Source organism: Duganella sp. Dugasp78 (assembly GCF_059491455.1).
Genome location: NZ_CP168506.1, coordinates 1470513 through 1489533, shown reverse-complemented (window position 1 = coordinate 1489533; position 19021 = coordinate 1470513). Strand labels below are relative to the sequence as shown.

General features: G+C 65.1%; 17 protein-coding genes. 12 read left to right on the top strand and 5 right to left on the bottom strand.

Annotated features, from left to right (window positions below; translation table 11 throughout):
• The first annotated feature begins 191 nt into the window (after nt 1-191).
• From ACEN9O_RS06605 to ACEN9O_RS06585, 5 genes are all read left to right on the top strand, one after another.
• Nucleotides 192-1028: a hypothetical protein gene (locus ACEN9O_RS06605; protein ID WP_495616824.1), complete on the top strand. Its 837-nt coding sequence runs from the start codon at nt 192-194 to the stop codon at nt 1026-1028.
• Between the two features lie 167 nt (nt 1029-1195).
• A complete protein-coding gene (locus ACEN9O_RS06600; protein WP_495616823.1) occupies nt 1196-1867 on the top strand; it encodes an ABC transporter ATP-binding protein in 672 nt (223 codons plus the stop codon).
• An 8-nt stretch (nt 1868-1875) separates the two neighbouring features.
• Nucleotides 1876-3852, top strand: a complete 1977-nt coding sequence (locus ACEN9O_RS06595) for an HlyD family secretion protein (protein WP_495616822.1) — start codon at nt 1876-1878, stop codon at nt 3850-3852.
• Nucleotides 3849-5051, top strand: coding sequence for an efflux RND transporter periplasmic adaptor subunit (locus ACEN9O_RS06590; RefSeq protein WP_495616821.1), 1203 nt, complete (start codon nt 3849-3851; stop codon nt 5049-5051). The genes ACEN9O_RS06595 and ACEN9O_RS06590 overlap by 4 nt, the downstream gene beginning before the upstream one ends.
• Nucleotides 5048-6283 (top strand): ABC transporter permease, encoded by a 1236-nt coding sequence (locus ACEN9O_RS06585; RefSeq protein WP_495616820.1) that lies wholly within the window; start codon nt 5048-5050, stop codon nt 6281-6283. The genes ACEN9O_RS06590 and ACEN9O_RS06585 overlap by 4 nt, the downstream gene beginning before the upstream one ends.
• A 63-nt stretch (nt 6284-6346) precedes the next feature.
• On the opposite strand, the gene hemB is transcribed toward ACEN9O_RS06585, so the two are convergent.
• Entirely contained in the window at nt 6347-7363 is a 1017-nt protein-coding gene (gene hemB / locus ACEN9O_RS06580; RefSeq protein WP_495616819.1) for a porphobilinogen synthase, read from the bottom strand.
• Nucleotides 7364-7389: 26 nt separating this feature from the next.
• Entirely contained in the window at nt 7390-8118 is a 729-nt protein-coding gene (gene yihA, locus ACEN9O_RS06575; RefSeq protein WP_495616818.1) for a ribosome biogenesis GTP-binding protein YihA/YsxC, read from the bottom strand.
• A gap of 137 nt (nt 8119-8255) precedes the next feature.
• Between yihA and ACEN9O_RS06570 the strand changes: the two genes are divergently transcribed.
• The 6 genes from ACEN9O_RS06570 (at nt 8256) to ACEN9O_RS06545 (ending at nt 14452) form a co-directional block, all read left to right on the top strand.
• Nucleotides 8256-8936, top strand: coding sequence for a c-type cytochrome (locus ACEN9O_RS06570; RefSeq protein ID WP_495616817.1), 681 nt, complete (start codon nt 8256-8258; stop codon nt 8934-8936).
• A gap of 122 nt (nt 8937-9058) precedes the next feature.
• Nucleotides 9059-11152, top strand: coding sequence for a cytochrome c biogenesis protein ResB (locus ACEN9O_RS06565; RefSeq protein ID WP_495616816.1), 2094 nt, complete (start codon nt 9059-9061; stop codon nt 11150-11152).
• Nucleotides 11153-11177: 25 nt separating this feature from the next.
• Nucleotides 11178-12332 carry a c-type cytochrome biogenesis protein CcsB gene (ccsB, locus tag ACEN9O_RS06560; RefSeq protein WP_495618434.1) on the top strand — a complete coding sequence of 385 codons (1155 nt, stop codon included), beginning with the start codon at nt 11178-11180 and terminating at the stop codon, nt 12330-12332.
• A 92-nt stretch (nt 12333-12424) separates the two neighbouring features.
• Nucleotides 12425-13402 carry a protein-methionine-sulfoxide reductase catalytic subunit MsrP gene (gene msrP, locus ACEN9O_RS06555; RefSeq protein WP_495616815.1) on the top strand — a complete coding sequence of 326 codons (978 nt, stop codon included), beginning with the start codon at nt 12425-12427 and terminating at the stop codon, nt 13400-13402.
• Between the two features lie 4 nt (nt 13403-13406).
• Nucleotides 13407-14039 (top strand): protein-methionine-sulfoxide reductase heme-binding subunit MsrQ, encoded by a 633-nt coding sequence (gene msrQ, locus ACEN9O_RS06550; protein WP_495616814.1) that lies wholly within the window; start codon nt 13407-13409, stop codon nt 14037-14039.
• 182 nt (nt 14040-14221) lie between these two features.
• The gene (locus ACEN9O_RS06545; protein WP_495616813.1) at nt 14222-14452 is read left to right on the top strand and encodes a hypothetical protein; all 231 of its coding nucleotides are present in this window, start codon (nt 14222-14224) and stop codon (nt 14450-14452) included.
• A gap of 51 nt (nt 14453-14503) precedes the next feature.
• Here ACEN9O_RS06545 and lysA read toward each other — a convergent pair whose 3' ends face one another.
• Together lysA and lptM are read right to left on the bottom strand one after the other, a co-directional pair.
• Nucleotides 14504-15781 (bottom strand): diaminopimelate decarboxylase, encoded by a 1278-nt coding sequence (gene lysA / locus ACEN9O_RS06540; RefSeq protein ID WP_495616812.1) that lies wholly within the window; start codon nt 15779-15781, stop codon nt 14504-14506.
• 5 nt (nt 15782-15786) lie between these two features.
• On the bottom strand, nt 15787-15969 hold the full coding sequence (gene lptM, locus ACEN9O_RS06535; RefSeq protein WP_229213344.1) for an LPS translocon maturation chaperone LptM: 183 nt from the start codon (nt 15967-15969) through the stop codon (nt 15787-15789).
• Nucleotides 15970-16008: 39 nt separating this feature from the next.
• Between lptM and cyaY the strand changes: the two genes are divergently transcribed.
• A complete protein-coding gene (gene cyaY / locus ACEN9O_RS06530) occupies nt 16009-16338 on the top strand; it encodes an iron donor protein CyaY (protein ID WP_495616811.1) in 330 nt (109 codons plus the stop codon).
• A gap of 37 nt (nt 16339-16375) precedes the next feature.
• On the opposite strand, the gene ACEN9O_RS06525 is transcribed toward cyaY, so the two are convergent.
• Nucleotides 16376-18730: a penicillin-binding protein 1A gene (locus ACEN9O_RS06525; protein WP_495616810.1), complete on the bottom strand. Its 2355-nt coding sequence runs from the start codon at nt 18728-18730 to the stop codon at nt 16376-16378.
• Nucleotides 18731-19021: the final 291 nt, after the last annotated feature.

The following is a 19021-nucleotide window of genomic DNA, read 5'->3' as shown; positions in this document are numbered from 1 at the left end:
GATACCCTGGAGCGCGCGCGCCGCCGTCCGGCGCGTTATCATGGGCCTGCCGGGCGGTTCCCAAAACTGCGGGACTCTGGCACTATGGCCGCATTTTGTCGACTTCGTTCCAACCAAGGTTTGCTATTTTGCATCACGATTCCCATATACTTTCTGCAAATTCCGAATATTGCGAAACTTGCGGCCAGCGCTTGCCTGAGGCTGGGGAGCGGTTCGCCGCATGGGATCGTAAATCGCAGTCCAACCGTATCGGCGTCGGCATTTCCATCGCCTTGCACCTGCTGGGTGTGCTGTACTACTTCATGTCGCCCACGCCGAAGAACACGCATTCGGCGCCGCCCAAGGGCGGGGTGATGGTCTACATCGCGCCGCTGCCGGACAAGCCGCAGAACAAGCCGCAGCAGAAGAAACCCGAGGTGGCCAAGGCCACCAAGCCGCCGCCGCCGCGCAAGCAGGTCGCCACCAAGGACGCGCCGGCCGCCATCCGCCCCAAGCTGGAGACCTATGTGCCGCCGGTGCAGGCGACGATGACGCCGCCGCCCGAACAGGACATGTCCGAGATGATCGCCAAGCGCCGCGCCGCGCGCGAGGCCAACAATCCGCAACCGGCGCCGAGCGCCCCGGCCGAGACCGACGCCGAACGCTCGCTGCGCATCGCCAAGGGCAATATCGCCGGCGCGCAGGGCCGCACCAGTGGCGCCGACAAGGACGACACCGGCGGCATCTTCTCGGTCGAGAAGAGCTACCACAGCGCCGACGTGAAATTCCGCGGCTGGAACACCAACTTCAAGCGCCGCTGGCTGCAGCAGATCCACGTCGAGCAGGGCGCCGAGCAGGATATCGAAACCGCCGTGGCCAAGGAAATGGTCAAGATCATCCGCAAGGAAAAGCCGGGCGATTTCGAATGGGAATCGCGCCGCCTGGGCAAAACGGTGACGATGAGCGCGCGCAAGGAAGACGAGAAGGAATTGATCGCCTTCTTGCTCAAGGAAATGTTCCCCGAGTATTCGCGCGGCGCCGGACGCTAAGGTCACGGTCGAATAACCCCGCACGGCCAAGCGGGGTCGGACCCCGTACGGGGTCTGACCCCTAAGTGCCGCGGCCAGCAAATCGCGTTGGTACTTGGGTTAAATTGTTACTCCAAAAGACAAATTGGTGAATTGACAAATCTATCATCGGCGCAGATACTGCCCCGATGATAGAGCTCCGCGAGATTCGCAAGACCTACCGCCAGGGCGGCAACGACATCCGTGCGCTGGACGGCATCGACCTGCATATCGCGCCCGGCGAGTTCGTCGCCATCATGGGGCCGTCCGGCTCCGGCAAGTCCACCTTGCTCAACGTGCTCGGCGCGCTGGACCGTCCCGACAGCGGCCGCTACCGCCTGGCCGAGGACGAGATCAGCGCCCTCGACGATGACGCCGCCTCCGAGGTGCGCAACCGCCGCATCGGCTTCGTGTTCCAATCCTTCCACCTGCTGCCGCGCCTGACCGTGCTGGAGAACGTGCTGCTGCCGCAGCGCTATGCCCGCGCGGCCGATCCCGAAGCGGCCGGCCGCGCGCTCGCGCTGCTGGAGCGCATCGGCCTGGGCGAGCGCACCGGCCACTTGCCGGGCCAGCTGTCCGGCGGCCAGTTGCAGCGCGCCGCGATCGCCCGCGCGCTGCTCAACCGTCCGGCGCTGCTGCTGGCCGACGAACCGACCGGCAACCTCGATTCCAAAAGCGCCGCCGACGTGCTGGCGCTGCTGAAGGAGCTGCACGCGGGCGGCCAGACGCTGGTGCTGGTCACGCACGATCCGGCCATCGCCGCCGGCGCCCAGCGCACCATCCACCTGCGCGACGGCCGCATCGACCAGGCTGCCGCATGAGGCTGCATATGACACTGCGCCTGAAGCGTTCCACCATCGCCGTGCTGTGCGCCGTGCCGCTGCTGGCGGCCGGCATCGCCGCCGCCGTGTCGTCCACCACCCCGGCGCCGGCGCGGCCGGCATCGTCCAGCGCCGGCGCCGCCCAGGCTCCCACCGTGCGTCCGGTGCTGCTGACCGGCGAAGTCGAAGCGCTGGACACACAAACCATCGCCGTGCCGCCGTCGAATTCGTCGCCGGTGGTGCTGCGCAACTTCGTGGCCGAGGGCACGCAGGTCAAGGCCGGAGATGTGGTGTTGCGCATCGAAACCGGCGGCGCCGCCAACATCGACCGCCTGAAGACCGAACTGGACCGCACCATCGCCCGCGTCGACCGCGACACCGCCACCCTCGAGGCGGGCGCCATCGACACCGAGAAAGCGCTGATCAGCGCCGAGGCCGCGCTGGCCAAGGCCAAGGTGGACGCGGTGTTGCCCAAGGTGCAGATCTCGGCGCTGAACTACGACCGCTACCAGGCCGAGCTGGACCGCGCCACCCGCGACCTGGCGACCAAGCTCGAAGCGCGCGACAACTACCGGCAGTCCGTGGTGCGCCGGCGCGAGGACGGCGAGCTGGAAGTGAAGAAAATGCAGATCAACCTGGCCTTCCAGACCGCCCAGCTCAAGCAGTCCGAAGTGCGCGCCGCGCGCGACGGCGTGGTGGTGCACGGCTACAGCCCGTGGCGGGGCGAACGCTTCGAGGAAGGCTCATCGGCCTGGCCCGGCAACGCCGCCGGCGTGGTGCAGGGCGACAGCCAGATGTCGGTCACGGCCTGGGTGCTGGAGGCAGACCGTCCCTACCTGTCCGAAGGCCAGGATCTCAGCCTGCGCTTTGACGCCTTGCCCGGCGCCGCGTTGATCGGCAAGATCGCCGCCATCACCAGCGCGCCGGAAGCGCGCGCCAGCTGGGGCAGCGGACGCTACTTCCGTGTCAAGGTCAGCCTGCCGGAAGGGCACGGCCTGCCGCTGGTGGCGGGGATGAGCGTGTTCGCCGAACCGCACGCCGCCGCAGCCGCTGCGCGCCAGCCGGCGGTCGCCGCCGAGCCGCCGGCCATTGAGGGCGAGATCGCCTCGCGCCAGGCGCTGCCGGTGTCGCCGCCGGCCATCCCGTATGTGTGGCAGTACAAGCTGGCCAGCATTGCCCCCGAGGGCGCGCTGGTCAACGCCGGCCAGCCGATCGCGCAATTCGAATCGGGCGAGGTGACCACCCAGCTGATGCAGCAGCAAGGCCAGCTGCGGGAAAAGCAGAGCGCGCTGGACAAGCTGCTGCTCGACCAGGCCGAGGCCGACCGCGCCAGCGAGCTGGCCGTGGCCGAGGCGCAAAGCAATGCCGAAAAGGCCGAGCGCAAGGCCAGCCAGCCCAAGGAGCTGATCCGCCGCGTCGACTACGACAAGCTGGTCATCGAGCGCACGGAAAAGACCGCGCTGGCCAGGCTGGCGGTGGAGCAGCGCGCCGTGCAGATCCGCGCGCGCCGGGCCGAACTCACCGGCCTGCAGGCGGAAGTGGCGGACCTGCAGCAGCAGCTGGCCGCGCTGACCAAGGGCCAGGCCGCGCTGACCGTGCTGGCGCCGCGCAAGGGGCTGCTGATGTACCGCACCACCTTCACGGGCGAAAAAGTCACCGTCGGCAGCCAGGTGTGGATGGGCCTGTCGGTCGCCACGCTGGCCGACCCGGACCAGCTGTACATCAACGCCACCGTGCCGGAAGCGCAGGCGTCGAACGTGCGCATCGGCCAGCAGGCCCGCGTGACCGTGCCGGGCACCAACCAGTCGCTGAGCGCGCACGTGGTGGCGCTGGGGCGCACCTTCCATGGCAAATCCACCGCGCAATCGACCATTGTGCGCAATCTCGAACTGCAGTTTGACGGCGCGCCGGCCGGCCTCAAACCGGGCGCCGCCGTGCAAGCGGTGCTGGTGGCCGACGCGCGCGGCAAGGAAGCCAGGCCATGAACAAAACCTGCTGCTCATTGATGTTGCTGGCGCTGGCCGGCTGCGGCGGCGACGTCGCGACCGCGCCGGGCGCCATCGAAACCCTGGCCGCGCGGCCGTGGGCCGAAACGCTGACGGTGGACGGCGAAATCAAGGCCGCCGCCAGCACCGCGCTGACCGTGCCGGGCAGCGGCTGGAGCAGCCGCGTGCTGGTGGACATGGTGGCCGACGGCAGCGCCGTCCGCAAGGGCGACGTGGTGGCGCGTTTCGACGCGCCGCAGGCGCGCATGGAGCTGTCGCAGGCCGAACTGGAACTGCTGCGCAAGACCATCGCCGAGGCCGGCAACACCGGCAACGCCTCGGTCGAGCGCAGCACGCTGGCCGGCGAGCGCGCCAAGGTCGAGGACGACCTGGGCCTGAGCCAGCGCTACGCCAACGTCGACCTGCCCATCTTCTCCCGCAACACCATGCTCGACACGCTGGCCGACATCGGCTTCCTCAGCACCAAGCGCCGCTACCTGGACTGGAAAGGCGGCCAGGCGCAGGCGCGCACGGCGGCGCAGGACGCGGTGCTGCATTCGCAGCGCGACAGCGTGGCGCAGACGGCCAAGCGCAACCGCGACAGCCTGGACGCGCTGGAACTGGTGGCGCCGCACGACGGCGTGTTCCTGCTGGTGCCGCGCTGGGACGGTGCCAAGCCGGAGATCGGCTCCAGCCAGTCGGCCGGGCAGGAGTTCGGCACGCTGCCGGACCTGCATCAGCTGGTGGCGCACTTCACCGTGGCCGAGGGCCAGGCCTTCGGCCTGAAGGCCGGGTTGCCGGTGCAGGCGCGGCTGGCCGGCACCGGCACCGCGCTGACCCTGACGGTCACCCGGGTCGGCAGCAGCGCCAGCACCACCTCGGCCGAATCGCCGGTCAAGTACAGCGACTTCGACGCCGCCATCCCCAACGACGCCGCGCTCAAGCTGGGTCTGAAGCCGGGGCAGGCGCTGCGCGGCACGGTGCAGCTGGTGACGCGGCCGGCCGCGCTGACCGTGCCCAACCTGGCGCTGGTGCAGGAGGGCGCGGGTTACGCCGTCTACACCGACGAGCAGGGCAAGCCGGTGCGCCACAAGATCGAACTGGGCCAGCGCGGTCCGGTGCGCAGCGAACTCAAAAGCGGATTGACGGCCGGCGCGCGCATCGTGCTGCTGCCGCCATCGACGGCGGTGAAATCATGAACGTGGCATTGATACGGGAGGCCGTGACCGAACTGCAGCGGCGCAAGCTGCGCACCGGGCTCACGCTGCTGGGCATGATCTTCGGCGTGGCCGCCATCGTCGCCATGCTGGCGGTGGGCGAGGGCAGCAAGCGCGAGGCGCTGCGGCTGGTGGCCGAGCTGGGCCTGGACAATGTGCTCATCGAAAGCAAGGCCATCGCGCCCGAGCAGCTGAAGGAAATCCGCGCGCGCTCGCTGGGGCTGTCCGCCGCCGACGCCGACGCGGCGCTGTCGGTGGTGCCGGGCGCGCAGTCGGTGGCGCTGAAGAAGGAAATCAAGGTCGACCAGCTGGTGCTGGGCGACAAGGTGGTGGCGGGCCGCGCCTATGCCGTCTCGCCGTCGTACGCGGCGCACGGCGGGCTGCAGGTGGCCAGCGGCCGCTGGCTGGCGGCGCAGGACGGCGCCACGCTGGCGCCGGTGTGCGTGGTCGGCGCGCGGCTGGCGCGCACCTTGTTCGGCGACGGTGCGGCGATCGGCCAGCGGGTCAAGCTCAACCATGTGTGGCTGGAAGTGGTCGGCGTGCTGGCCGACCGCGCGCAGAGCAAGTCCGATTTCGAAGGCGTCAAGCTGGGGCTGGATGACGAGCGCCTGTTCGTGGCGTGGGAGACGGGGCGCGCGCGTTTCGTCTTCAAGCGCATCGAGGACGAGGTGGACGGCATCAGCGTGCGCCTGGGCGCCGGCGTGGCGCCGGACAGCGCGGCGCGCGTGCTGCAGGCGCTGATCGCGCAACGCCATGGCGGCGCCGACGACACCAACCTGATCGTGCCGATGGGGCTGTATCGCCAGAACCAGCAGACGCAGCGGATCTTCACCATCGTCATGAGTTCGATCGCGGCGGTATCGTTGCTGGTGGGCGGCATCGGCATCATGAACATCATGCTGGCCAACGTGCTGGAGCGGCGGCGGGAAGTGGGCTTGAAGCGGGCGCTGGGCGCGCGGCGGCGCGACGTGGTCGAGCAGTTCCTGGCGGAGGCGCTGGTGATCGCCGTCAGCGGCGCCTTGCTGGGTGTGGTGCTGGGCGCGGTCGCGGCCTACAGCATTGCCGCGCTGGCCGGATGGTCGGTGGCCTGGTCGCCGCTGAGTTTGATTGTGGCGGTGCTGCTGTGCGTCGGTGTGGGGCTGGCGTTCGGCGTCTTCCCCGCACGCCAGGCCGCCGCGCTCGATCCGATCGCCGCCCTGCGCAGCGACGGCTGAAACCCCCGGGCCAAACCTGGGGTCTGACCCCGTACGGGGTCAGACCCCGCTTGGCGGTGCGGGTTATTTTTGCACTTTGAGCAGGCGGGCGACGTCCAGTGCGAAGTAGGTCAGCACGGCGTCGGCGCCGGCGCGCTTGAACGCCAGCATAGCTTCCATCATCACCTTGTCATGGTCGAGCCAGCCGTTTTGCGCGGCGGCCTTGATCATCGCGTATTCGCCGCTGACCTGGTAGGCAAAGGTCGGCACCTTGAACTCATCCTTCACCCGGCGCACGATGTCCAGGTAAGGCATGCCCGGCTTGACCATCACCATGTCCGCGCCCTCTGCCAGGTCCAGCCCCACTTCGCGCAAGGCTTCGTCGCTGTTGGCCGGGTCCATCTGGTAGGTGTTCTTGTCGCCCTTGCCCAGGTTCTTGGCCGAGCCGACCGCGTCGCGGAACGGGCCGTAGAACGCCGACGCGTACTTGGCCGAGTAGGCCATGATGCGGGTGTGGATGTGGCCGTGCGCCTCCAGCGCCGCGCGCACCGCACCGATACGCCCGTCCATCATGTCCGACGGCGCCACCACGTCGACGCCGGCGTCGGCCTGGCACAAGGCCTGGCGCACCAGCATGTCGGTGGTGACGTCGTTGATCACGTAGCCGTTGTCGTCGATCAGGCCGTCCTGGCCGTGGCTGGTGTACGGGTCCAGCGCGACGTCGGTCAGAATGCCCAGCTGCGGGAAGGCCTGCTTCAGCGCGCGTACGGCGCGCGGCACCAGACCGTCGGGATTGGTGGCTTCGATGCCGTCCGGCGTCTTCTTGGCCGCGTCGATCACCGGGAACAGCGCCAGCACCGGGATGCCCAGTTCCACGCATTCCTGCGCCACTTTCAGCAGCAGATCCACCGACACCCGCTCCACGCCCGGCATCGACAACACCGGCTCGCGCTGCTGCGTGCCTTCCAGGATAAACACCGGGTAGATCAAGTCCGAGGCCGTGACGTTGTTTTCACGCATCAGTGCGCGCGAAAACGGGTCGCGGCGCATGCGGCGCATGCGGATGGCGGGGAATTGGGCGGAAACGTGTGGATTGTGCATCGCTAAAACTTTCCTAAGCTGTGGGGTTATTGCTCGTCCGGCTCGACGTCGTCTTCCATCTCGATCAGCTGCACCTGGGCGGCGGCTTCGTCGTCGGTGACGCCGGCCAGTTCCAGGATCTTGTCGTTGGCTTCGTCGATGCCGATGCGCTTGAGCGCGGAGAACAGTTGTACGGTGAACGGGAAACCTTCGCCGTCTTCGTCGACATAGCTGTCGAGCTTGGCTTTCGCCTGGCGCAGCACGTTGACGGATTCGTTGCGGTTCAATTTGTCAACCTTGGTCAGGATGCAATGAATCGGCTTGCCGGTCGGGGCGAACCATTCCAGCATCTGGATGTCCAGGTCGGTGAACGGGCGGCGCGAGTCCATGATCAGGATCAGCGCGGCCAGCTGTTCGCGGCGCTGCACGTAGTCGCCCAGCAGGCGCTGCCAGTGCAGCTTGGCCGAACCGGACACTTCCGCGTAGCCGTAGCCCGGCAAGTCGACCAGCAGGCATTCGATCTCGTCGACGATGGTCGGGTCCTTGCGGTGCTGCGCGACGTGCGCGCCGCCGATCGAGAAGTAGTTGATGTGCTGGGTGCGGCCAGGGGTCTTGGACGCGAACGCCAGTCCCTTCTGGTTGCACAGGATGTTGATGGCGGTCGATTTGCCGGCGTTGGAGCGACCTGCAAAGGCGATTTCCGGCACGGTGGTGTCGGGCAGATCGCGCAATTGGTTAACGGTCGTAAAGAAGCGGGCTTGCCAGAGTTTGGACATGGGATGGGGAAAAATGCAACAAAAGGGAGCAAATATGCTGGAAAGCTATTGTACAATGAGTGGTTACGAAGTGTTGCCATAGCATCTCGTGCCAAGCCTGCGGCAGACTTTCGACAAACTTTTTTGAGGGTGCTTGAATGAATCGTGCGTTTTCACCGTTTGTAACTTCCTTGTTGGTGGCCCTGTTGGCAATTGCGGGCACCGCATCCGCCGCAGAAGAAAAAAAACCGGCCCACGCCGAAGCGGCAGCGCCCAAAGTCGACGCGGCCAAAGGCGGCACCCTGTTTGACAGCGGCGACAGCGCACGCGGCCTGCCGGCCTGCGTTTCCTGCCACGGCGCGGGCGGCAACTCCACCATCAGCGTCAATCCGAAACTGGCTGGCCAGCACGAGGCCTATATTTACAAGCAACTGGTGAACTTTACGACCGACGACCGGAATCAACCGGTCATGACGACGTACGCGAAGATGCTGACGGACGAGGAAAAGCACAATATCGCGGCCTGGCTGGCCACCCAGGCGCAAAAGCCTGGTGCTGCGAAGAACAAGGACACGGTTGAACTGGGCAAGAAGATCTATCGCGGCGGCGTCGCCGAGAAGAACGTTCCAGCCTGCGCCAGCTGCCACGGCGCCACCGGCGCCGGCATCCCGGTGCAGTATCCGCGCATCGCCGGCCAGCACCAGGATTACACGGTAGCCCAGCTGGGCCTGTTCAAGGCCGGCGGCCGCAAGAACAGCGCGCAGATGACCACCATCGCCAAGCGCATGTCGGATGAGGAAATGAAAGCCGTGGCCGATTACGTCGCCGGCTTGAAATAAGCAGCTGGCCGCGCCCCCGGGTTGCGGCGCAGCTGATAGTGCATAGAGGGCGGCAGCGTAAGCGGGCTGCCCTTTTTGTTGATATGCTGCCGGCAGCATACTTTTTTTGAGATAGTTCCAGCATGAGCAGCAGCCCCAGCACCACCGGCATCGAACTGAAGACCCGCCGCCCCATCGTCGGCGAATTCGTCGAACTGATTTCCTCCATGCGCTTCGCCATCGCGCTGCTGGCGATGATCGCGATCGCCGCCATCGTCGGCACCGTGATGAAGCAGGGCGAGGCCACCAACAACTACATCAACCAGTTCGGGCCGTTCTGGTTCGAGGTGTTCGGCAAGCTGGGCCTGTATGGCGTGTACTCGGCCTGGTGGTTCCTGCTGCTGATGACGGCGCTGGTGACGTCGACCACGCTGTGCATCCTGCGCAACGCGCCCAAGATGCTCAAGGACATGCGCAGCTGGCGCGAGAACGTGCGCGAGAATTCGCTGCTCAACTTCCACCACAAGATGCAATGGCGCTCGCCGTTGGCGCGCGCCGCGCTGGCGCAGCAGACCGCGGCCCGCCTGGCCGACGCCGGCTACAAGGTCAAGCTGGTCGACAAGGACCACGGCACCTTGGTGGCCGCCAAGCAGGGCGCGGCCAACAAGTTCGGCTACATCTTCGCGCACTCGGCCATCGTCATCATCTGCATCGGCGGCCTGCTTGATTCGGACGTGCCGATCCGCCTGCAGGAATGGTTCCTCGGCAAGGTGCCGTTCAGCGGCAGCGGCTTGATCTCGGCGGTGCCGGCGCAGAGCCGCCTCGGCCTGGGCAACCCCACCTTCCGCGGCAACACCATGATCCCGGAGGGCCAGACCAGCGAAAGCGCCATCATCACCCGTCCCGACGGCGTGCTGATCCAGGACCTGCCGTTCACCATCAAGCTGAAAAAATTCACCATCGATTTCTACAGCACCGGCATGCCCAAGCTGTTCGCCAGCGAGGTCGAGGTGCGCGACCACGCCAGCGGCGAGGTGGTCAAGGCCATCATCGAAGTCAACAAACCGCTGTTATACAAGGGGCTGGCGATCTACCAGTCCAGCTTTGACGACGGCGGCAGCAAGCTCAAATTGACCGGCTACCCGATGGTGGGCCCGGCCACCACCAAATTCGGCATCTCTGGCGAAGTCGGCAGCAGCACCACCCTGGGCGACGCCTACACCGTCGAATGGTCGGGCTTCCGCCCGTTCAACGTCGAGAACCTGGCCGCCTCGCAGGACGCGCGCGCGGTCGCCAAGGGCAAGAGCCTGGAAGAGCAATTCGCCAACAGCCTCGACAAGCACACCGGCTCGGCCGGCCGCAACGCCAACAACAAGGACCTGAAGAACGTCGGCCCCAGCGTGACCTACAAGCTGCGCGACAAGACCGGCCAGGCGCGCGAATACCAGAACTACATGCAGCCGGTGACGGTGGATGGCGCCACGGTGTTCCTGGCCGGCATGCGCGTCAACCCGTCGGACCCGTTCAGCTTCCTGCGCATCCCGGCCGACGACGCCCACAGCGTGACCGAATGGATGCGCCTGCGCGCCGCCCTCAGCGACGCCAGCCTGCGCGCCGCCGCCGCCAAGCGCTACGCCGAACGCGCCACGCCGCAGTCCGCCAACGGCGACGCGCTGCGCGGGCAGCTGCAAGCCTCGGCCGAGAAGAGCCTGACCATCTTCGCCGGCAACGACAAGGCGGCCGGTTTCGTCGCCATCTCGCAGTTCCTGGAAAAAATCCCCGGCGCCGAGCAGGAAAAAGCCGCCGACGTGTTCATGAAGATCCTCAACGGCAGCCTGTGGGACCTGTGGCAGGCCGCGCGCGAAAAGGACGGCCTGGAGCCGGTCAGCGCCGACGAGAACCACGCCCGCTTCCTGCAGCTGGCCACCAACGCCCTGTCGGACGCCTTCTTCTACGGCGCGCCGGTCTACCTGCAGCTGGACGACTTCACCCAGGTCCAGGCCTCGGTGTTCCAGGTCACGCGTTCGCCGGGCAAGAAGGTGGTCTACCTCGGCTGTGTGTTCCTGGTGCTGGGTGTATTCTCGATGTTCTACATCCGCGAGCGCCGCCTGTGGGTCTGGATCAAGGATGACGCCAGCGGCGCCGAAGCGCTGATGGCCATGAGCACCCAGCGCAAAACGCTGGACTTCGAACGCGAGTTTGAAACTTTGAAAGAAAAGCTGCCGCAATCGGCGTAAGCTATAGCGGCCACGGAGAGAAATGATGGAACTGACGCAATCGACCCAAACCTATACCCAGGCGCCCGGCTACTTCAAGCGCCTGACCGCGTTCGACTGGGTGTTCGCGCTGGCGCTGCTGGCCGGCTCGCTGTACGGCCTGGGCACCTACGGCCAGTACATGGACATCTACGAGAAGGGCATCCTGCTGGCCGCCGCGCCGGCGTTTGCCGCGCTGGGCTGGCACTGGAAGCCAGCGCGCTGGCTGATGCCGCTGGTGGCGCTGCTGGCGCTGGGCGCGATCGCCATGTACGCCGGCGTGCTGGACAACGGCACCAAGAAGTTCTGGCTGCGCATGATGCTGTCGAGCCAGTCCGCGATCCTGTGGATGAGCGTGATGTTCTGCCTGTCGACCCTGTTCTACGTGATCGGCCTGGCCGCGCGCTCGGATTCGGCCTCCAGCATCGGCTCCAAGCTGTGCTGGGCCGCCGTGGTGCTGGGCCTGACCGGCATGATGGTGCGCTGGTACGAGTCCTACCTGATCGGTACCGACGTCGGCCACATCCCGGTGTCGAATCTGTATGAAGTGTTTATATTGTTTTCGCTGATCACCGCGATGTTCTACCTGTACTTCGAGCAGCGCTACGCCACCCGCCAGCTGGGCGCCTTCGTCACGCTGGTGATCACGGCCGCGATCGGCTTCCTGTTCTGGTACACCACCTCGCGCGACGCCGCCGACATCCAGCCGCTGCTGCCGGCCCTGCAAAGCTGGTGGATGAAGATCCACGTGCCGGCCAACTTCATCGGTTATGGCAACTTTGCCCTGGCTGCCATGGTGGCGGCGGCTTACCTGCTGAAGACCTCCGGCCGCCTGGTCGACCGCCTGCCGTCGGAGGAAGTGCTGGACGACGTCATGTACAAGGCCATCTCGGCCGGTTTCGCCTTCTTCACCATCGCCACCATCCTTGGCGCGCTGTGGGCGGCGGAGGCGTGGGGCGGCTACTGGTCGTGGGACCCGAAGGAGACCTGGGCGCTGATCGTCTGGCTCAACTACGCGGCCTGGCTGCACATGCGCCTGATGACGGGCCTGCGCGGCCGTCCGGCGGCCTGGTGGGCGCTGGTGGGCCTGCTGGTGACCACCTTCGCCTTCCTGGGCGTCAACATGTTCCTGTCCGGTTTGCATTCCTACGGCAAGTTGTAAACGCAATGTGAACTTTTGCTGTCCAAGATTAGTGTAAGGTTCAGGCTATAGCCGCGACCAAGTCTCAACCTTGCACAATCTTTGGAGTCAGCATGCTGATCAAGCGTAGCCCCAACGGCATCGAGTTGCCGTTTTCATCAGAAATCACGTCGCGCGAAGTCTACGAGTCGCGCCGCAACTTCATCAAGCAGATCGCCGCCGGCGCCATCGGCAGCGCCGCGCTGCTGGAGATGGCCAACCGCGAAGCCTTCGCGCAGGGCATCAATCCCAAGCTGGCCGCCAAGCTCAATCCCTCCTATTCGGCGCTCGACAAGCAGACGCCCTACAAGGACGCCACCAGCTACAACAACTACTACGAATTCGGCACCGACAAGAGCGAGCCGGCGATGTACGCCAACACGCTGAAGACCCGTCCGTGGACGGTGAGCATCGAAGGCGAGGTGAAAAAGCCGATGATCCTGGACATCGACGCGCTGCTCAAGCTGGCGCCGCTGGAAGAACGCGTCTACCGCCTGCGCTGCGTCGAGGGCTGGTCGATGGTCATTCCGTGGATCGGCTATTCGTTCTCCGAGATCATCAAGAAGGTCGAGCCGACCGGCAACGCCAAGTACGTGGAATTCGTCTCGCTGGCCGACAAGAAGCAGATGCCGGGCGTGGGCAGCCGCGTGCTGCAATGGCCGTACACCGAAGGCCTGCGCATCGACGAGGCCAACCACCCGCTGGCCTTGCTGACGCTGGGCATGTACGGCGAAACGCTGGCCAACCAGAACGGCGCGCCGGTGCGCATGGTGCTGCCGTGGAAGTACGGCTTCAAGTCGGCCAAGTCCATCGTCAAGATCCGGTTTGTCAAAGAGCAGCCGCGCACGTCGTGGAATCTGTCGGCGCCGAGCGAGTACGGTTTCTATTCGAACGTCAATCCGGACGTGGACCACCCGCGCTGGTCGCAGGCGTCCGAGCGCCGCATCGGCGAGGACGGCTTCCTGGCCCGCAAGCGCAAGACCTTGATGTTCAACGGCTATGCCGACGTCGCGCCGCTGTATGCCGGCATGGACCTGAAGAAGTTCTTCTAAGCGTATGGCGTTCAATCCTTCCGCACGGCAGGCCAGCCTGATCAAGGCCGCCGTCTTCCTGCTGGCGCTGGTGCCCCTGGCGCGCATGGTCTACCTGACCTTGACCGGGCAACTGGTCGAGCCGCTGGAGTTCATCACGCGCGGCACCGGCGACTGGACCTTGTACTTCCTGTGCTTCACACTGGCGGTGACGCCGCTGCGCAAGCTGAGCAAATGGAACTGGCTGATCAAGCTGCGCCGCATGCTGGGGCTGTATATGTTCTTCTACGGCTTGCTGCACTTCATGACCTTCCTGTGGTTCGATCATTTCTTCGACGTGCAGGAGATGTGGAAGGATGTGCTGAAGCGGCCGTTCATCACGGTGGGCTTCATCGCCTTCGTGCTGCTGATCCCGTTGGCGGTGACCAGCACCAACGCCATGGTCAAGCGGCTGGGCGGCAAGCGCTGGCAGTGGCTGCACCGGCTGGTGTATGTGATCGCGCCGCTGGCGATCTTGCACTTCTGGTGGATGAAGGCGGGCAAGCACAACTTCACGCAGCCTATCATCTTCGGCTTGATCCTGGGAGCGCTGCTGCTGGTGCGGGTCTACTGGGCGCGCGCCAAGGCGATGACGGCGACGGCCGCGACGGCACGCTAGCGCCCCTTTGAGCGCGCCCAACAGCGGCGCGCTCCGCCTCGCTACACTGGACCGATGGCCAGCGAGGACGACACCGCATACAAATTTTGCCGCTGTTAAGTCGCTGGGGTGCGCGTCGTTTGCAGTGCCTTGCGCGTAAGCGTATTATCGAATTTGATCGCATAGTCATGGAGGGGCAGGCTATGGCTGTTCCTGATATCAAGAGCTTTGCCGATGCATGGCGATATGAAGCCGAACTCTATATGCGTCGCGAACTGTTGAAGAAGCTGCTGGTTAAGCGCTTTGGCACGCTGTCGCGGAAACTGAATAAGCGCATTGAATGGGCTGAAATGGACGATCTGGACCGTTGGTTCGATCGCATTTTCGACGCCAGAAGTATTCAGGAAATATTTGCCGAAACCCAGCCCGCATGAAAAAAGCCGCCGGCGGTGAGGCGGGCGGCTTTTGCTTGCAGGCTGTTCGGCTTACTTGATCAGCGATTCCAGCGCGTACAGGTCGGCCGGGTTCTCGCGCTTGCGCACCACATGGCACACCTCGCCGTCGACGATGATCTCCGCCGCGCGGCCGCGCGTGTTGTAGTTGGACGCCATCGTCATGCCGTAGGCGCCCGCGCTGTGCATCACCAGCAGGTCACCGGCTTCCACCGCCAGCTCGCGGTCGCGCGCCAGCCAGTCGCCCGATTCGCAGATCGGCCCCACCACGTCATAGGTCAGCGCGCCGGCCTTGCCCTGCACCACAGGCTGCATGTCCATCCACGCCTGGTACAGCGCCGGACGCGCCATGTCGTTCATCGCCGCATCGACCACGCAGAAATTCTTCTCCTCGCCGTGCTTGATGAACTCCACCTTGGTCAGCAGCACGCCGGTGTCGCCGACGATGGAGCGGCCCGGCTCGAAGATCACCTTGATCGGCTTGCCGTCGTAGCGCGCCGCGCGCCAGGCGTCGATCCTGGCGAACAGACGGCCCAGGTAGTCGCCCACCGGCACCGGCGCCGCCTCACCCGCCTCGCCGTAGTTGATGCCGATGCCGCCGCCGATGTCCAGATGATGCAGCACGATGCCTTCGTCGCCCAGCTTGTCGATCAGCTCGATCAGGCGGTCCAGCGCCTCCAGCAGCGGCGCGTCGTCCAGCAGCTGCGAGCCGATGTGGCAGTCGATGCCGGCCACTTCCAGGTGCGGCAGCCTGGCTGCCGCGCGGTAGGTGTCGAGCGCGTCGTCGAAGGCCACGCCGAACTTGTTGGCCTTCAGGCCGGTGGCGATGTAGGGGTGGGTCTTGGCGTCGACGTTGGGGTTGACGCGCAGCGATACGCGCGCGGTCTTGCCCATGGCGCCGGCCACTTCGTTCAGGCGGTGCAGCTCGGGAATCGATTCAACGTTGAAGCACAGGATGTCATGCGACAGCGCCAGGCGCATTTCGTCGACGCTCTTGCCGACGCCGGAGAAGATCACCTTGCGCGGATCGCCGCCGGCCGCCAGCACGCGCAGCAGCTCGCCGCCGGAGACGATGTCGAAGCCGGCGCCCTGGCGTGCCAGTAGGTCGAGGATGGCCAGGTTGGAATTGGCCTTCATGGCGTAGCAGACCAGCGCGTCGCGGCCGGCGCAGGCGTCGGCGTAGGAGGCGAAGTTGGCCAGCAGCTGCGCCTTGGAGTACACATAGGTCGGGGTGCCGAACTGCCTGGCGATGGCGGCAAGCGAGGCGCCCTCGGCGTGCAGCACGCCATTTACATAAGAAAATTGCGACATAAGAATTATTGTTGAGGTGCTGGAGTGGATGGAACCGGGGCAGCTTCAGTGCTCTTGGCAGGCTTGGCCGGTGGAGCCTTGGGCAGGTACAGCGGGCCGGGTTGGCCGCAGCCGCTCAACAAGACGGTCAGGCACAGGGCGGTTGTGCCGCAAACTGTGCCGATAAATAAACGGAAAGTGGACTTCACGATAAAATCACGGATTGACTATAGATACTGGAGTGTAGCATGGGCGAATCAGAATTCCTGGCACAGGCCGAGGCCACCCTTACCGCCATCGAGGCCGCGCTGGACCGTCTGAACGACGAGGACATGGTCGACGTCGAGTGCAGCCGCAGCGGCAATGTGCTGGAAATCGAGTTTATCGACAATGGTTCCAAGATCATCGTCAACAGCCAGGCCGCGATGCAGGAGCTGTGGGTGGCGTCCCGCTCGGGCGGCTACCACTACAAGCAGAAGGACGGCAAGTGGCTCAACACCCGCGACGGCTCCGAGCTGTTTTCCGCGCTGTCGGAGATGGTCAGCACGCAGGGTGGCAGTCCGGTCGTACTGGGCTGATAAGAAGATAAAAAAAGGGGCCGAGGCCCCTTTAACTTTAGAACAACTCGTTTTTCACTGCGTCCTTGGCTTTTTCCTCGGCCGGCGTGCCGTGCGAGGCGCCGTCGATGTTGTGCACGCCGGTGCCCGGCGGATTCTCCGCGTAGTAGTACTCGTCGCCCACCAGCATCACGCCTTCCGGCACGGCCCGTTCCTCGATCGGGATATTCTTCAGCGCCTTCTGCATGTAGCCGATCCAGATCGGCAGCGCCAGGCCGCCGCCGGTCTCCTTGTTGCCCAGGTTCTTGGGCTGGTCGTAGCCGATCCAGGCGATGCCCACCAGGTGCGGCTGGTAGCCGGCGAACCAGGCGTCGATCGAATCGTTGGTGGTGCCGGTCTTGCCCGACAGGTCGGGACGCTTGAGCACCAGCGCCTTGGTCGCCGTGCCGTAGCGCACCACGTCCTTCAGCATGCTGTCCATCAGGAAGGCGTTGCGCTCGTCGATGACGCGGTTCTTCTCGTCGCCGGCCTTGTCCGGATTGGCCTGCGACAGGATCTTGCCGTCCGCGTCCGTCACCTTGGAGATCAGGTAGGGGCTGACCTTGTAGCCGCCGTTGGCGAACACCGCGTAGGCGCCGGCCATCTGCAGCGGCGTGACGTTGCCCGCGCCCAGCGCCAGCGTCAGGTAGGGCGGGTTCTTGTCGGCGTCAAAGCCGAAGCGGGTGGTGTATTCCTGGCCGTACTTGGCGCCGATCTTGTGCAGAATGCGGATCGAGATCATGTTCTTGGACTTGGTCAGGCCGCGCCGCATCGTCATCGGGCCCTCGTATTTGCCGTCGTAGTTCTTCGGCTCCCAGGCCTGGCCGCCGGTCTGGCCGGCGTCGAACGAGATCGGGGCGTCGTTGATGATGGTGGCCGGCGACAGGCCGCGCTCCAGCGAGGCCGAATAGATGAAGGGCTTGAACGACGAGCCCGGCTGGCGCCAGGCCTGGGTCACGTGGTTGAACTTGCTGCGGTTGTAGTCGAAGCCGCCCACCATGGCCTTGATGGCGCCGTCGTGGGTGTCGGCCGCAACAAAGGCCGATTCGATCTCCGGCAGCTGCGTCACTTGCCAGTCCTTACCCTCCTGCATGACGCGGATCACCGCGCCGCGGCGGATGCGCTTGTTCGGCGCGGCCTTGTCGGACAGCCACGAGCGGCCCATCTCCAGCCCGGCGCCGGTGATCTTGATTTCCTCGCCGGTGGCGGTGACGGCGGTGATCAGCTGCGGCGTGGCGGACAGCACCATGGCGGCCACGATGTCGTCGCTGTCGGGATGGTCGGCCAGCTCGGTCTCGACGGCGTCTTCCGCCTCTTCCTTGTTCTGCGGGATGTCGATATACGCTTCCGGGCCGCGATAGGCGTGGCGCTTCTCGTAGTCCATCACGCCCTTGCGCAGCGCCAGGTAGGCGGCGTCCTGGTCGGCCTTGGTGATGGTGGTGAACACGTTCAGGCCGCGGGTGTAGGTGTCCTCCTTGAACTGCTCGTACACCAGCTGGCGCGCCATCTCGGCCACGTACTCGGCGTGCACGCCGAACTCGCTGCTGTCGGTCTTGACCTTCAGTTCCTCGGCCTTGGCGGCCTCGAACTGCTTGTCGGTGATGTAGCCGAGCTCATGCATGCGTTGCAGGATGTACTGCTGGCGGGTGCGCGCGCGCTTCGGGTTGACCACCGGGTTGTAGGCCGACGGCGCCTTCGGCAGGCCGGCCAGCATGGCCGCCTCGGCCACGCTAATGTCTTTCAGGTTTTTGCCGAAATAGATTTGTGCGGCCGACGAAAAACCGTAGGCGCGCTGGCCCAGGTAGATCTGGTTCATGTAGACCTCGAGGATCTGGTCCTTGCTGAGGTTTTTCTCGATCTTCCAGGCCAGCAGCACCTCGTAGGCCTTGCGCTTGAGCGTCTGTTCGCTCGACAGGAAGAAGTTGCGGGCGACCTGCTGGGTGATGGTGGAGGCGCCCTGCTTGGCGCCGCCGGTGGCGTTGTGCACGGCCGCGCGCAGGATGCCGGTGTAGTCGACGCCGCCGTGCTCGTAGAAGCGGTCGTCCTCGATGGCCAGCACGGCTTTCTTCATGACGTCGGGGATGTCCTTGATGCGCACCAGGTTGCGGCGCTCCTCGCCGAACTCGCCGATCAGCACGTTATCGGCCGAGAATATGCGCAGCGGCATTTTCGGCCGGTAGTCGGTCAGCGTGTCGAGCTCGGGCAGGTTGGGGTAGGCCATCGCCAGGCCGAACACCACCAGCAGCAGTCCGACCAGCCCCAGTCCAACGACGGACAGGCCGGCCAGCAGGAAGAAACGTGAGGCGGGTTTGCCTTTGGTGGAGGCGTTGGACGGAGTCGATGGTGGAGGTGCCGAATTGGAAGAAGAGGCCATGCAGTTCGATCTTTCTATGATGTATGCGGGCCATTATAAGCGAGGGGCCAGGGCCACGGCGCGCGCTGCCAGATGACAGGAATATTTCCCCGTAGGTAACAAAACAACTGAGTTGTTTTTGAGGCTACAGCAGGCAAAAAAAGTGTGGCGAAACCCTCACACCAAGCCAATTGTGCACAATAGAAATACCTTTACACTTATATAGGCAGGATTTAATGTACGGTCTTATATAAGCAGTCTAAACGCTGGTTTTCAAACGAGTTCCTAAATGCAAACTGTTCGAATGTTGAT

What these genes read in the sequence shown, in the direction of transcription:
- ACEN9O_RS06600 (WP_495616823.1), top strand. Translation starts at nt 1,196, where the DNA reads ATGATAGAGCTCCGCGAGATTCGCAAGACCTACCGCCAGGGCGGCAAC.
- ACEN9O_RS06595 (WP_495616822.1), top strand. Translation starts at nt 1,876, where the DNA reads ATGACACTGCGCCTGAAGCGTTCCACCATCGCCGTGCTGTGCGCCGTG.
- ACEN9O_RS06590 (WP_495616821.1), top strand. Translation starts at nt 3,849, where the DNA reads ATGAACAAAACCTGCTGCTCATTGATGTTGCTGGCGCTGGCCGGCTGC.
- ACEN9O_RS06585 (WP_495616820.1), top strand. Translation starts at nt 5,048, where the DNA reads ATGAACGTGGCATTGATACGGGAGGCCGTGACCGAACTGCAGCGGCGC.
- hemB (WP_495616819.1), bottom strand. Translation starts at nt 7,363, where the DNA reads ATGCACAATCCACACGTTTCCGCCCAATTCCCCGCCATCCGCATGCGC.
- yihA (WP_495616818.1), bottom strand. Translation starts at nt 8,118, where the DNA reads ATGTCCAAACTCTGGCAAGCCCGCTTCTTTACGACCGTTAACCAATTG.
- ACEN9O_RS06570 (WP_495616817.1), top strand. Translation starts at nt 8,256, where the DNA reads ATGAATCGTGCGTTTTCACCGTTTGTAACTTCCTTGTTGGTGGCCCTG.
- ACEN9O_RS06565 (WP_495616816.1), top strand. Translation starts at nt 9,059, where the DNA reads ATGAGCAGCAGCCCCAGCACCACCGGCATCGAACTGAAGACCCGCCGC.
- ccsB (WP_495618434.1), top strand. Translation starts at nt 11,178, where the DNA reads ATGGAACTGACGCAATCGACCCAAACCTATACCCAGGCGCCCGGCTAC.
- msrP (WP_495616815.1), top strand. Translation starts at nt 12,425, where the DNA reads ATGCTGATCAAGCGTAGCCCCAACGGCATCGAGTTGCCGTTTTCATCA.
- msrQ (WP_495616814.1), top strand. Translation starts at nt 13,407, where the DNA reads ATGGCGTTCAATCCTTCCGCACGGCAGGCCAGCCTGATCAAGGCCGCC.
- ACEN9O_RS06545 (WP_495616813.1), top strand. Translation starts at nt 14,222, where the DNA reads ATGGCTGTTCCTGATATCAAGAGCTTTGCCGATGCATGGCGATATGAA.
- lysA (WP_495616812.1), bottom strand. Translation starts at nt 15,781, where the DNA reads ATGTCGCAATTTTCTTATGTAAATGGCGTGCTGCACGCCGAGGGCGCC.
- cyaY (WP_495616811.1), top strand. Translation starts at nt 16,009, where the DNA reads ATGGGCGAATCAGAATTCCTGGCACAGGCCGAGGCCACCCTTACCGCC.
- ACEN9O_RS06525 (WP_495616810.1), bottom strand. Translation starts at nt 18,730, where the DNA reads ATGGCCTCTTCTTCCAATTCGGCACCTCCACCATCGACTCCGTCCAAC.